Below are 12361 nucleotides of genomic sequence, written 5' to 3'. Positions count from 1 at the left end.
GGGATAGGGGAAGCGGATCATGGCGCGCGGCGCACGACGTGCACGACGCGGCGGGCTTCGTCGGCCACGGCCTGCGCGGTGAGGTTGAAATGCGCGAACAACGCCGCAGCCGGCGCGGATTCGCCGAACGAGTCGATGCCCACCACGCCGCCTTCGAGGCCCACGTACTGCCGCCAGAACGCGCGCACGCCGGCCTCCACGGCTACGCGCGGCACGCCGGGCGGCAGCACGGCATCGCGCCACGCGGCAGGCTGACGGTCGAACACGGTGGTAGCTGGCATCGAGACGACGCGTGCAGCGAAGCCGGCGTTGGCGAGTTGCGCGGCAGCATCCAGCGCGAGCGCTACTTCGGAACCCGTAGCAATCAGGACGACGCGTTGCGCCGTGGAAGGCGCAGACCAGTCACGCAGCACGTAGCCGCCGCGCGCAATGGCTTCGATCTGCTCCGCACTGCGCGAAACGAACGGCACGTTCTGGCGGCTCAGCAGCAGGCACGAAGGCCCTTCTCGCTCCACGGCACTCGCCCACGCCTGCGCGGTTTCCACCGTATCGCAGGGGCGCCAGACGTCGAGGCCTGGAATCAGACGCAGGCTCGCCGCGTGTTCCACGGGCTGGTGCGTGGGTCCGTCTTCGCCCAGACCAATGGAATCGTGCGTGAACACGAAGAGGGCGCGCGTCTTCATCAACGCAGCCATTCGCAGCGCATTGCGCGCGTAGTCCGAGAACGTGAGGAACGTGCCGCCGAACGGCAGGTAGCCGCGATGCAGCGCGACGCCGTTCATCACCGCGCTCATGCCGAACTCGCGCACACCGTAGTGGATATAGTTGCCGCCTTTCAGCTCCGCCGAAGGTCCGCTCGCTTCGATACGCACGTCGACCGCACCCTTCCAGTCCGTGAGATTCGAGCCCGTCAGGTCGGCCGAGCCGCCCAGCAATTCAGGCAGTACGCGCGCGAGTGTCGCGATGGTCTGCTGCGAGGCCTTGCGTGTGGCCACCGTCTGTGCCGCGCTGTCGGTGTCGCGCAGCATCGCGCGCACCACGTCGCGCCATTGCGCCGGCAGCTCACCACGCACGCGGCGCTCGAATTCGGCGGCCTCGTGCGGATAGTGCTGGCGATACGACTCGAAACGGCGACGCCAGTCGGCCTCCGCAGCCTCGCCGCGCATGCATGCGTTCCAGCGCGCGCGAATGTCGCCGGGTACGTCGAAGGGCGCATGCGGCCAGCCGAGCGCGCGGCGCGTGGCCGCGACCTCGTCGGCACCCAGCGGCGCGCCGTGCACGTCGTGCGTGCCCGCTTTCGAGGGCGAGCCCTTGCCGATCAGCGTCTTGCAGCAGATCAGCGTGGGACGCCCCGCCTTCGCCGCTTCGTTCAGCGCGTCGTCCACGGCGTCGATGTCGTGACCGTCCACGTCACGCACCACGTGCCAGCCGTAGGCGGCGAAACGCGCGGGCGTGTCGTCGGCGAACCACTGGACGACGTGGCCGTCGATGGAAATGCCGTTGTCGTCGTAGAGCACCACGAGCTTGTCGAGCCGCAGCGTGCCCGCAAGCGACGCGGCCTCGTGCGAGATGCCTTCCATGAGGCAACCGTCGCCGACGAACACGTAGGTGCGGTGATCGACAATCGCATGCCCCGGCCGGTTGAACTCGCGCGCAAGCAGCGCTTCGGCCAGCGCCATGCCCACGGCGTTGGCAAGGCCCTGGCCGAGCGGCCCGGTGGTGGTCTCAACGCCTGGCGTCACGCCCACCTCGGGGTGCCCCGGCGTCTTCGCGTGCAACTGGCGGAAGCGCTTCAATTCATCGACAGGCAAGTCATAGCCCGTCAGATGCAGCAGCGCGTAAAGCAGCATGGAGCCGTGCCCGTTCGAGAGCACGAAGCGGTCGCGGTCCGGCCAGGCCGGGTTGTGCGGGTTGTGCTTGAGATGCCGGTGCCACAACGCAACGGCAATCTCGGCCATGCCGAGCGGCATGCCGGGGTGGCCCGACTTCGCAGCCTCCACGCCGTCTATGGCGAGAAAGCGCAGCGCGTCGGCCATCTGTTGCTGCGCGGCGGCAGCAACGGGTTCTGCAACAGCACTCATCGGAGTTCTCCCTGAGTTTTTGCATGCCTGAAGGCGCGCTCATGCACCCTCAAGCACGCGCGCGCCGGTCGAGCAACTGGAGAATCATCGGTGTGAAGATGAGCTGCATGGCAAGGCCCATCTTTCCGCCGGGGACCACGATCACGTTCGGACGCGACATGAACGAGTCGTGCAGCATGGTAAGCAGATACGGAAAGTCGATGCCCTTCGGCCGCGCGAAGCGAATCACCACGAAGCTCTCGTCGGGCTGCGGAATCTCCCTTGCGATGAAGGGGTTCGACGTATCCACCGTGGGCACGCGCTGGAAATTCACGTGCGTGCGCGAGAACTGCGGGCAGATGTAGTTCACGTAGTCGGGCATGCGACGCAGGATGGTGTCCACCACGGCTTCGTGCGAATAGCCGCGCATGTTCTGGTCGCGATGCAGCTTCTGGATCCACTCCAGGTTGATGATGGGCACCACGCCCACCAGCAGGTCCGCATGGCGTCCTATGTCGACCTTGTCCGTCACAGCCGCGCCGTGCAGGCCTTCGTAGAACATCAGGTCCGTGTCGACTTCCACGTCTTCCCACGGCGTGAAGGTGCCGGCGTCCTGCTGATAGAGGTGCGCTTCGCCTTCGTCGTGCACGTAGTGGCGCAGCTTGCCCGTGCCGTTCTCGCCGTAGCTCACGAACAGCGACTCGAGTTCTTCGAGCAGGTTCGCCTCCGGCCCGAAGTGGCTGAAGTTCAGCATGCCCTCGTGCTCGCGCTGCTTCATGGCCTCGCGCATGCCGTTGCGGTCGTAACGGTGGAAGGCGTCGCCCTCCACGATCTGCGCCTGGATGTGTTCGCGCCTGAAAATATGGGCGAAGCTCTTCATTACGGTCGTGGTGCCGGCTCCGCTGGAGCCCGTCACCGCGATGATGGGATGTTTGACCGACATGGGCCTGTCTCCGGATAGCAGTGTTGTTCGATTCGGCGGATGGCGCGCTCGCGCCGCGCTGCATAACCGCATGTGCCATGCAGCGGCAAGCCGCGACGACGGCGGGCCTGGCTCACGCTCAGGCTCAAGCCGCGCTCAAGACAGGCTCAAGCCGTGAAATCCGGCAGGAACAGCGAGCGCGTGCCGAAGAGCGGAGACGTGAAAGGCTTGTCCTCGCCGCGGTCGTATTCGCCGTGGTAGCGGCCAATGCGCTCCACTTCCTGCTTCGAGCCCAGAATCACCGGCACGCGTTCGTGCAGCCGGCGCGGCTGCACGTCGAGAATCCGCTCGCGGCCCGTAATGGCTTTTCCGCCCGCCTGCTCCACGAGAAAGCTCATGGGGTTGGCTTCGTAAAGCAAACGCAGACGCCCTTCCATGGCCGAGGTCTTCGAATCGCGCGGGTACATGAACACCCCGCCGCGCATCAGGATGCGATGCACCTCCGCCACCATCGACGCGATCCAGCGCATGTTGAAGTCGCGTTCGCGGCAGCCTGTGCGGCCGTCTTTGCATTCCTGCACGTAGCGGCGCACGGGCGGCTCCCAGAAGCGTTCGTTGGACACGTTGATGGCGAACTCCGCGGTTTCTTCCGGAATCCGTATGTTCGAATGCGTGAGCACGAAGTTGCCCACGTCGCGCTCCAGCGTGAACGCATGCGTGCCGGTGCCCACGGAAAGCACGAGCATCGTGGAGGGTCCATAGATGGCGTAGCCCGCTGCCACCTGCTCGCAGCCCGGCCGCAGGAATGCGCTTTCGCCCACCTGCGCCTGCGGCTCGCCGGTATTGCGCAGCACGGAGAAGATGGAGCCCACCACGCCGTTGATGTCGATGTTCGACGAACCATCCAGCGGATCGAACGCCAGCAGATACTCGCCGCGCGGGTACACCTTCGGAATGGCGTAGACCTCTTCCATTTCCTCGGAGACCATTCCCGCAAGCAGGCCGTCCCACTCGCATTGCTGCACGAAAATCTCGTTGGTGACGACGTCGAGCTTCTTCTGCTCTTCGCCGTGCGTGTTCACGCTTTGCGCAGAACCATACTGGCCGCCCAGCGCGCCGCGCGTGAGTACCGCCGAAATCGCCTTGATGGCAGCAGCCACGTCGATGAGCAAAGCCGAGAGGCCGGCCTCCTGCGCCGGGCAAGGCTCGCGGTCCAGCGTATCGATCAGAAACTTCGAGAGGGTGGTTCGTCCGTCGAGCATGGCGCTCTCCTGATGGTGTCGTTAACCCGGGGGCGCGCCGGCATGGCCTTCACCGTGAGCGGCTGACATCGGCTCGCTGAACACGCGGCTCGCACGCACGTCGGCGGCGGCAATCAGCGTGAGCGCGCAAGCATCGAGAGGCGCATCGGTTTGCATGGCGGCGGCAAAAAGACGGTTGGCCTGGCGCAGGCGCGCGCGGTCCAGCGCGTTGCGCACGGAACGCGCGTTCGCGAAGGCCGGCTGGCGTGTGCGGATGGCGAGATAGTCGGCGAAGGCCTCACGCGAATCGGCGTCGAAGCGGTAATGCATGGTGGCGAGCATGCGGTCTGCTATTTCGAGCAGTTCGGCCTCGTCGTAATCAGGAAACGTGATGTGGTGTGCAATGCGCGAGCGAAAGCCCGGGTTGCTCTCGAAGAACACTTCCATGCGCGAGGCGTAGCCCGCGAGAATCACGACGAGGTCGTCGCGCTGGTTCTCCATGGTCTGCAGCAGGATCTCGATGGCCTCCTGCCCGTAATCGCGCTCGTTTTCGGGGCGATACAGGTAATACGCTTCATCGATGAACAGCACGCCGCCCATCGCGCGCTTGAGCACCTCGCGCGTTTTCGGCGCGGTGTGGCCGATGTATTGACCCACCAGGTCGTCGCGCGTCACGGACACCAGATGGTTGCGGCGAATGTAGCCGAGCCGGTGCAGCACCTCGGCCATGCGCATGGCAACGGTCGTCTTGCCCGTGCCGGGGTTGCCGGAGAAGCACATATGCAGCGTGGGAGGCGAACCGGCAAGCCCCAGCGCATCGCGAGCGCGTTCCACGAGCAGATGCGCCGCAATTTCGCGAATGCGCGTCTTGACGGGCACGAGGCCGACCAGATCGCGATCCAGTTCGGCCAGCACGTCGCCAATACCCGAATCGCGATAGAGCGCGGCGAGGTCTACGCGGGCGGTTTCCGCGGCATTCGCGGTGTTGGCTGCCTGCGCGGCTTCAGCCGGTTCATGACGCGCGATCTGCGCTCCCGCAGCCGAAATGCTGCGCTCCTCGCCGTGTTGCCCGACCCGCTGCCCGGCCTGCTGCTCGATGGTTGCCTCCACCGTCATTGCTGTCTCCCTGAGAGGTTCTTTGTTCAGCGGTACGTCGCGTTGCCGCCGCGTTCGGAGCAAACCCGAACCGTCACGTCACTCCTGCGCGCCATAGCGTTCGCCCTCGGGCCGCTCGCTCGCATAACTCGCCATGACGTAGCGCTGCACGCGACCCTGTGCCTCCTGGCGTGTGAGGCGGAAGCCAGGCTCATGCGCCGGCCGGTTGACGATGAACGAGAGCCGCATGGTCTCGAAACCGCGCACCGAATCGAACGCATTCACCTTGATGTAGTGCTGCGGGAACGTGGCGCGGCACGCCTTCACTTCCTGCATCACGCCGGCCGCGTCGCGCAGGTCGAACATGGGCTGGCCCCACATGTCCCAGTAGGTGTTGCGCGGATGCGGGTCGTCCGTGTATTCCACCGAGCACGCCCAGCCCTGGCCCAGCGCGTAGTTGATCTGTGCGCTGATCTCTTCGTCGGTCAGTTCGGGCAGAAAAGAAAACGTCCCTTGTGTGATGCGCATGGCAAACCTCGTGTGCAGATGAAGTGATGAAGCAAGAACCGCGTCAGGTGACGAACGTCGCTCGCGCGATTCATGCCGCCGTGGGCGTGGCGGCGAAGTCCGGCGTGTCGGTGGACGCGTAGTTGAACGTCACGTCGCGCCACGTATCCAGCGCCTGCTTGAGCGGCGTGCATGAGCGCGCAGCGGCTTCCAGAATGTCGGGCCCTTCGTTGAGGATGTCGCGGCCTTCGTTGCGCGCCTTCACCATGGCCTCCAGCGCCACGCGGTTGGCTGTCGCGCCGGCCTGAATGCCCCCGGGGTGGCCAATCGTGCCGCCGCCGAACTGCAGCACCACGTCGTCGCCGAAGAGGTCGATCAATTGATGCATCTGCCCCGCGTGAATGCCGCCCGAAGCCACCGGCATCACCTTGCGCAGCCCCGCCCACGGTTGATCGAAGAACAGCCCGCGTGACAGATCGACCTCGTTGTGCGCTTCGCGGCACACGTTGTAATAGCCCTGCACCGAAAGCGGGTCGCCTTCCAGTTTGCCCACCGCGGTGCCCGCGTGAACATGGTCCACGCCCGCCATGCGCACCCACTTCGCAATCACGCGAAACGAGATGCCGTGATTGCGCTGGCGCGTGTAGGTGCTGTGCCCCGCGCGGTGCAGGTGCAGGATCATGTCGTTCTTGCGGGCCCAGCGCGCCATGGACTGAATCGCGGTCCAGCCGATCACGAGGTCGATCATCACGATGCACGAGCCCAGTTCCTTCGCGAATTCGGCGCGCTCGTACATCTCTTCCATCGTGCCCGCCGTGACGTTGAGGTAATGGCCCTTCACCTCGCCCGTTTCGGCCTGCGCGCGGTTCACGGCTTCCATCGAAAAGAGGAAGCGGTCGCGCCAGTGCATGAAGGCCTGCGAGTTGATGTTCTCGTCGTCCTTCAGGAAGTCGAGCCCGCCCTTGAGCCCTTCGTACACCACGCGGCCATAGTTCTTGCCCGAGAGACCCAGCTTCGGCTTCACGGTGGCGCCCAGCAGCGGGCGACCGTATTTGTCGAGCCGTTCGCGCTCCACCACGATGCCGGTAGCCGGCCCCTGGAAGGTCTTCAGATACGCCACCGGTATGCGCATGTCTTCCAGACGCAGCGCCTTGAGCGGCTTGAAGCCGAACACGTTGCCGATAATCGACGCGGTGAGGTTCGCAATGGAGCCCTCTTCGAACAGGTCGAGTTCGTAGGCGATGTACGCGAAGTACTGCGGTTCGTCGGCGCGCGAAACGGGCACCGGCTCCACGCGAAACGCCTTGGCGCGGTACATGTCGCAGGCGGTGAGGCGGTCCGTCCACACCACTGTCCACGTGGCCGTGGACGATTCGCCGGCCACGGCCGCCGCAGCCTCTTCCGGATCCACGCCCGGCTGCGGCGTGATGCGAAAGAGCGCGATCACGTCCGTATCTTTCGGCGTGTAGTCGGGTTGCCAGTAACCCATCTCGCGGTATTTCATGACGCCCGCGGCGTACCGTTCGCGCGGATTGCGCGCATTGCGTGGTTCACGTGCGGACTCGATCGCTGCTTGACTGAAGTCGTTCATGGCGTATCCCTGGTTGCCTGGTTGGCGAGGCGCTCCGAAAAAAACGCAGCGCATGGGACGCACTGTAGGCAACCGCGCACGCATTGAAAATTCACGATTTAATTCGCCAGGGTTAAGCGATCCCTTATTGATCTCGCATCGCCAAATGGATTTTTGGTATGTGAATGAAAGCCGGCGTGACAGCGTAAAAATGCGCCGCAAAAAAACGATGGAGCACTTTGCTGCGTTTCCGGCACACCGCCGCAAATGGGCTATAACGTTATGGTCTGGCTAGCTCTTGTGTTGTCTTACGCCGGCAGATGCCGTGCGTTGCATATCGCCACGTGTCGCCACGGGCGATTGGCAGCGCAGGCGTACTGTCAGGGTTTCCGGCACGGAGCTTGCGTGACGCCGCATGCCGTGGTGTCCGGCATCACGCCGGCACATGGTGATTTCCCTGAATCATTCACATGGAGGGATACAAGGATGCAATGGACCACCCCCAGCTACGCCGATATGCGTCTAGGCTTTGAAATCACGATGTATATCGCTACGCGATAAGCCCGCACGGGCCGCGTAACGGGTCTCTGTACCCCTTCTGCGGCCCTTTTCGCGGGCTTTCTATTTTTTGAATCGTGCCGCCGCCGGCGCAGGCTCCGCCTGGACATACGTTCCCACATGATTTTCGAAACGATCGTCACCACGGCGGCGCCCGACGGCCGGCCTCACGTTGCGCCCATGGGCATCCGCTACGAGGGCGGCTTCGTGATTCTCGCCCCGTTCCGGCCCTCCGCCACGCTCGAGAACATCGTCGCCACGCGCGCGGCAGTCGTGAATTTCACAACCGACGTTCGCGTCTTCGCCGGTTGCGTCACGCGTTTCGCTACCGACTGGCCCACCGTTGCCGCGAGCCGCGTGAACAGCGTGCGGCTGGCGGATTCGCTCTCGCATGCCGAACTCGAACTCGAGGACATGAGCGACGACCCCACGCGCCCCGTGCTGCGCATGCGTTGCGTGCACCGCGAGGAACACGCGCCGTTCGAAGGCTTCAACCGCGCGCAGGCCGCCGTGGTGGAAGGCGCGATTCTGGTGAGCCGCCTTGCCATGCTGCCCGCCGACAAGGTGGACCGCGAAATGGCGTACCTGCAAATCGCCATCGACAAAACCGCCGGCGATACCGAACGCGCCGCCTGGGCCTGGCTCACGGCGGCCGTCGCACGCCACCGGGCCAACGCGGCGCGCGAGGCCGGCAGCAACACCCCCGAACCCGCGGGCAATCTCGATCCCCACCCGCACCACGGAGAACTGCAATGACCGCATTGCTCGCGAGCGTCCGCTCGGAAGACGAGGCCCTTGAAGCTGCCCGCGCCGGCGCGGAACTGATCGACCTCAAGGAGCCGAACGACGGCGCACTGGGTGGCCTGCCCGCAAGTGCCATCGCGCGCATTGCGAGCCGGCTGCGCGCGCAGTATCCGGTGAAGCCGATCAGCGCGACGATTGGCGACGTGCCGCCCGACGCGCTCGATGAAATCGCCGCGCGCGTCATCGACGTGGCCGACGCCGGCGTGGACTACGTGAAGGTGGGCGTGACGCCCGGGCCGGCCGCACGCCGCTGCCTCGACGAACTTGCGTCGCTGCCCGCCACGGTGGTGCCCGTGCTGCTCTGCGACGGCGGCGTGGAAAGTGTGGATAACGAACTGGTGGAGCACGCGGCTACGCTCGGCTTCACGGGCTTGATGTTCGACACCGCTGGAAAAGACGGCCTCACGCTGTTCGACCACGTGGACACCGGCACGCTCGCGCGCTGGCTGCGGCTTGCGCGTTCGCGCGGTGCCTTGTGCGGCATTGCGGGCGCGCTGGGCTGGGCGCAGCTTGCGCAGATTCGCGAACTCGCGCCTGACGTAGCGGGTTTTCGCACCGCGCTCTGCGCCGACGGGCGGCGCTCGCGCCTCGACCCGCAGCGCGTCGCGCAATGGGCGAGCGCGCTGCATCGCCCCGCCGAGATGACGCGCCCCCTCAACTCACCGGCACATTCAGCAGACGTTCGCGCATGAGCGCGGCGTTGTCCTTGTTGAAAAGCTCAACCACGTAGTTGGCTTCGTTCACGTAGTCCAGAAAACGCCGGTCCACCACGCCGCTCGAAGCCAGCGTTTCGAGCGGTTCGCCATCGCCTATCGGGCACGACTTCACCACGATCAACCGCTCTGCGTTCAGCATGGTGGAGAGCCACGCGGCGAGGCTGTCCGACGTGGTGTCCCAGTTGCTCATGGCGTCCGGCGTGTCGCGCATGAGCGCCGTGGGCACCCACACGGCAACGTGCCCGTCGCGCAGCGCGCGGCGGATCTTCGCCTCGCTCGACGCCAGCACGAGTTCAGGCAGCACGCCCTGCATCAGGATGGCGTACTGCGTCATGGCGAGCAGACACATGTTGTGCGCGGCGAGGTCGTCGAAATGCCACTCGCCCTGGTACTGGCGCACCTTGTCCGCAAAATCGCCGCCGCCGGGCACGATCACCACCCGCCCGCCGCCCAGCTCGCACAGTTCGGTGAGCCACGTGCGCAGCGCCGGCTCGTGACTCAGGCTGCCCCCGATCTTGACCACCCACATGACGGTTGTCCTCGCATTCGCGTTCGATTCATCTGATTGCTGCGCTTCTCTGCCCCGGCCTCTGTCCCGGCCTCTGCCCCAACGTTGGGCTGTCGCCGCGGCTCATGCTGCGCCGCGCAGGCGCTCGTGTTCCTCTGTGTTCTCCGATGCCTCTGCCATGCCCTGCGAGGCCAGCAACGCCACCGCCACGCTCGGCGCGCAGGTCGCGGCCCAATCCGCGCAATGCTCGGGCACGCCCGCGAGTCTGCCGAAATCGATATAGGAGCGCGCCTCGTCGCGCGCGAGCGCCGCCACGAGAAAGCGCCCACAGCCCGCGCCCACCAGCGGCGCCTTCGCGAGCCCGGGCTGTGATGCCACGACACGCGCTACCACGCGAGCCAGATTCGCACCTATTTCGCGCAACTGAAGCTCGCGCCACTGCAACGCGAAGCGGCGCCACGCTTCGTGCGTCGCCTCGTGCGCGTCGCGGCCGATCATGCGTGCAAGCCGCGCCTCGCTTGCGGCCACCGTTTTGGGGCCGTGGTCCGCGCTCGGATGCAGGTCGTAGAGCGGTTCGAGTTCGCCCGTCACGCGATAGACGTCCGCGGTCGTCGCAAACCATTCGTTCATCACGTTCACGCGCGCATCGCCGAATTCGATGCGATGTGCCACGCCGCACAGCGGTGTGCGCACCACGCCCTGGTAGACGAGTTCGCCGGTTTCCAGCCGGCCTGCGTCCGTGGTGGCGCGCGCCGCTACGTGGCCGCCCGCGATGGGCACGATGTCCGTCGTCGTGCTGCCGACGTCGACCAGCACCGCGTCCGGCACGCGCGTGGCCACCCAGCGCGCAGTCGCCAACCAGTTCGCGGAGGCCACGCTGCGCCAGCCCGCCGCGCACTGCGCTTCGGTGAACCAACCGGCGTCGTTCGCGTAGAAGCGCACGTTGCGCCCCAGCCGGCGCGCCATCGTGCCGGCAATCTCGCGCACGCCTTCGGCGCGGTCGTGAAAGAGATCGACCATCTCGCCCGTCATCGTCACCGCGTGGCGTGCAGCGGGCATGGCCGCCTCGGGCCAGCGTTCGAGCACGAGGCCGATGGTGTGTTCCAGATGGTCCAGCCCCTGCCAGAGCGGGCAGGCCCATTGCGCGACGTCGAGCACTGCGCCCGCGGCATCCACAGCGCAGACCTTCACGTGCGCACCGCCCACGTCCCAGCCGAATACGGCGCCGCGCAGCACCGCCACCATGTCGCGCACGGCGCTCAAGGCTGCACTCCGCACGGTTGCGCGCGCGACGGCTGCCGCGCGGCGCCGCGCCTCACGGGCACGCCGTGCGCCGCGAGCAGTTCGGCGGCCACGTTGCGATTGAGCGCGTCGCTCAGGCTCGCATAGGCCACCGTGAGGCGCGGGTTGATCTCGACCACGACGGGCCCGCGCTCCGGGTTCCACACCACGTCGATGCCGACGAAGCCGCGCAGCCCCGGCACGGCCTGCCCCACACGACGCGCGAGCGCAGCAAGCTGCCGGCCGCGCTCGCCGGAGCGGTCGATGCGGTCCACCTGCACGCCGTCGAACTCCACGATTTGCGGCGTGTGCGCCTCGGCGCCGCGTTCGTTGAGGCCGATGCGCTGGCGGTTGATGCTGATGAGCTCCGTGCCGTGCTCGCTGCAGACGAGCGAAAGACTGAGCGGCTCGCCTTCCACCCACGACTGCAGCACGGGGTTGCGTCCGTCGGCAAGGCGCGTCAGGTATTCGGTGCGCGCGTTGCTGAAGCGGTCGAAGACGAAGGTGTCGAGTCCGCCTGCGCCGTCGTCGGGCTTCACGACCCAGCGGCCAGCGTCTGCGTGGCCGGCATCGGTCGATGCGAGATGCGAAGTTTCGCCCGGTTCCCCTGGTTCGCCCGGTTCGCCTGGTTCAATAGCCGGCGTCGCCGGAATGCCGTGCGCGGCAAGGCGCGCCGCGGTGGCCCGCTTGCTGGTGGCGAGCGCAATGGCCTCCGGCGTGCAGCCCAGCCAGCGCGCGCGGCCCGCTGCGCTCACGGCGTCGTGCAGCCCCAGCAGCAGCCCGTCGCATTCGGGCGCAATCACGCAGGTGTAGTCGTGGTCGCGCGCCACGCGGGCCACGAAGTCCGTCATCGTTTCGCCGGACCGCGCCATACAATGCGCGTGCCCCGGCGCCACGTTCTCGAACGGCGAACTCGCGAAGGTCACCTCGATGCCGCCCAGCGCGTGCAGGTCCGCCACAAGCGCGTCGCGCATCACGCGGCCTTCCACGATCAGCGCGCTCAGATCGGCGAGACTGCCTGCGCCGGCCAGCTCGGGGTCGATACCGCCGCCGGTGAGATACTCGTAGACAAAGATGCTGGTCAAAGGAATACGCCCCT

The 12361-nt window shown here is 66.3% G+C and carries 13 protein-coding genes; 4 read left to right on the top strand and 9 right to left on the bottom strand.

The genetic code is table 11. The annotated features are described in order from the left end of the window. Positions 1-17: 17 nt before the first annotated feature. From tkt to PXJ20_RS23520, 6 genes are all read right to left on the bottom strand, one after another. The gene (tkt, locus tag PXJ20_RS23545; RefSeq protein WP_421031719.1) at positions 18-2081 is read right to left on the bottom strand and encodes a transketolase; all 2064 of its coding nucleotides are present in this window, start codon (positions 2079-2081) and stop codon (positions 18-20) included. Positions 2082-2130: 49 nt separating this feature from the next. Then, positions 2131-3003: a phosphoribulokinase gene (locus PXJ20_RS23540; RefSeq protein WP_421031718.1), complete on the bottom strand. Its 873-nt coding sequence runs from the start codon at positions 3001-3003 to the stop codon at positions 2131-2133. A gap of 146 nt (positions 3004-3149) precedes the next feature. Further along, complete coding sequence (locus tag PXJ20_RS23535) at positions 3150-4244, bottom strand: class 1 fructose-bisphosphatase (RefSeq protein ID WP_421031717.1); 1095 nt, start codon at positions 4242-4244, stop codon at positions 3150-3152. 21 nt (positions 4245-4265) lie between these two features. Next, entirely contained in the window at positions 4266-5339 is a 1074-nt protein-coding gene (gene cbbX, locus PXJ20_RS23530; RefSeq protein ID WP_421031716.1) for a CbbX protein, read from the bottom strand. A gap of 78 nt (positions 5340-5417) precedes the next feature. Then, positions 5418-5846: a ribulose bisphosphate carboxylase small subunit gene (locus PXJ20_RS23525; RefSeq protein WP_017774766.1), complete on the bottom strand. Its 429-nt coding sequence runs from the start codon at positions 5844-5846 to the stop codon at positions 5418-5420. Positions 5847-5916: 70 nt separating this feature from the next. After that, positions 5917-7416 carry a form I ribulose bisphosphate carboxylase large subunit gene (locus PXJ20_RS23520; protein WP_017774765.1) on the bottom strand — a complete coding sequence of 500 codons (1500 nt, stop codon included), beginning with the start codon at positions 7414-7416 and terminating at the stop codon, positions 5917-5919. Between PXJ20_RS23520 and PXJ20_RS23515 the strand changes: the two genes are divergently transcribed. The 4 genes from PXJ20_RS23515 to PXJ20_RS23500 all read left to right on the top strand — a co-directional run bounded on the left by PXJ20_RS23515 (position 7415) and on the right by PXJ20_RS23500 (position 9449). After that, complete coding sequence (locus PXJ20_RS23515) at positions 7415-7690, top strand: hypothetical protein (protein ID WP_126875359.1); 276 nt, start codon at positions 7415-7417, stop codon at positions 7688-7690. The two genes, PXJ20_RS23520 and PXJ20_RS23515, sit on opposite strands and share 2 nt — an antisense overlap. 191 nt (positions 7691-7881) lie before the next feature. Then, positions 7882-7956, top strand: a complete 75-nt coding sequence (pqqA, locus tag PXJ20_RS23510) for a pyrroloquinoline quinone precursor peptide PqqA (RefSeq protein ID WP_081601853.1) — start codon at positions 7882-7884, stop codon at positions 7954-7956. A 117-nt stretch (positions 7957-8073) separates the two neighbouring features. Next, complete coding sequence (locus PXJ20_RS23505; RefSeq protein WP_421031715.1) at positions 8074-8709, top strand: DUF447 domain-containing protein; 636 nt, start codon at positions 8074-8076, stop codon at positions 8707-8709. Then, positions 8706-9449: a (5-formylfuran-3-yl)methyl phosphate synthase gene (locus PXJ20_RS23500; RefSeq protein ID WP_413215591.1), complete on the top strand. Its 744-nt coding sequence runs from the start codon at positions 8706-8708 to the stop codon at positions 9447-9449. Before PXJ20_RS23505 ends, PXJ20_RS23500 begins: the two co-directional genes overlap by 4 nt. Here PXJ20_RS23500 and PXJ20_RS23495 read toward each other — a convergent pair. The 3 genes from PXJ20_RS23495 to PXJ20_RS23485 form a co-directional block, all read right to left on the bottom strand. Further along, positions 9412-10002, bottom strand: a complete 591-nt coding sequence (locus PXJ20_RS23495; RefSeq protein ID WP_017774762.1) for an aspartate/glutamate/uridylate kinase — start codon at positions 10000-10002, stop codon at positions 9412-9414. The genes PXJ20_RS23500 and PXJ20_RS23495 overlap by 38 nt on opposite strands. A gap of 102 nt (positions 10003-10104) precedes the next feature. Beyond that, the gene (locus PXJ20_RS23490) at positions 10105-11226 is read right to left on the bottom strand and encodes a hydantoinase/oxoprolinase family protein (protein WP_421032627.1); all 1122 of its coding nucleotides are present in this window, start codon (positions 11224-11226) and stop codon (positions 10105-10107) included. A gap of 14 nt (positions 11227-11240) precedes the next feature. Next, entirely contained in the window at positions 11241-12347 is a 1107-nt protein-coding gene (locus PXJ20_RS23485; RefSeq protein ID WP_421031714.1) for an ATP-grasp domain-containing protein, read from the bottom strand. Positions 12348-12361: the final 14 nt, after the last annotated feature.

It is taken from the genome of Paraburkholderia sp. A1RI_3L, assembly GCF_048957895.1.
Classification (GTDB): domain Bacteria; phylum Pseudomonadota; class Gammaproteobacteria; order Burkholderiales; family Burkholderiaceae; genus Paraburkholderia; species Paraburkholderia kururiensis.
Note: the sequence above shows the minus strand (reverse complement) of the source record. Positions and strands in the feature narration are given on the sequence as shown.

What these genes read in the sequence shown, in the direction of transcription:
- tkt (WP_421031719.1), bottom strand. Translation starts at nt 2,081, where the DNA reads ATGAGTGCTGTTGCAGAACCCGTTGCTGCCGCCGCGCAGCAACAGATG.
- PXJ20_RS23540 (WP_421031718.1), bottom strand. Translation starts at nt 3,003, where the DNA reads ATGTCGGTCAAACATCCCATCATCGCGGTGACGGGCTCCAGCGGAGCC.
- PXJ20_RS23535 (WP_421031717.1), bottom strand. Translation starts at nt 4,244, where the DNA reads ATGCTCGACGGACGAACCACCCTCTCGAAGTTTCTGATCGATACGCTG.
- cbbX (WP_421031716.1), bottom strand. Translation starts at nt 5,339, where the DNA reads ATGACGGTGGAGGCAACCATCGAGCAGCAGGCCGGGCAGCGGGTCGGG.
- PXJ20_RS23525 (WP_017774766.1), bottom strand. Translation starts at nt 5,846, where the DNA reads ATGCGCATCACACAAGGGACGTTTTCTTTTCTGCCCGAACTGACCGAC.
- PXJ20_RS23515 (WP_126875359.1), top strand. Translation starts at nt 7,415, where the DNA reads ATGGCGTATCCCTGGTTGCCTGGTTGGCGAGGCGCTCCGAAAAAAACG.
- PXJ20_RS23520 (WP_017774765.1), bottom strand. Translation starts at nt 7,416, where the DNA reads ATGAACGACTTCAGTCAAGCAGCGATCGAGTCCGCACGTGAACCACGC.
- PXJ20_RS23505 (WP_421031715.1), top strand. Translation starts at nt 8,074, where the DNA reads ATGATTTTCGAAACGATCGTCACCACGGCGGCGCCCGACGGCCGGCCT.
- PXJ20_RS23500 (WP_413215591.1), top strand. Translation starts at nt 8,706, where the DNA reads ATGACCGCATTGCTCGCGAGCGTCCGCTCGGAAGACGAGGCCCTTGAA.
- PXJ20_RS23495 (WP_017774762.1), bottom strand. Translation starts at nt 10,002, where the DNA reads ATGTGGGTGGTCAAGATCGGGGGCAGCCTGAGTCACGAGCCGGCGCTG.
- PXJ20_RS23490 (WP_421032627.1), bottom strand. Translation starts at nt 11,226, where the DNA reads ATGGTGGCGGTGCTGCGCGGCGCCGTATTCGGCTGGGACGTGGGCGGT.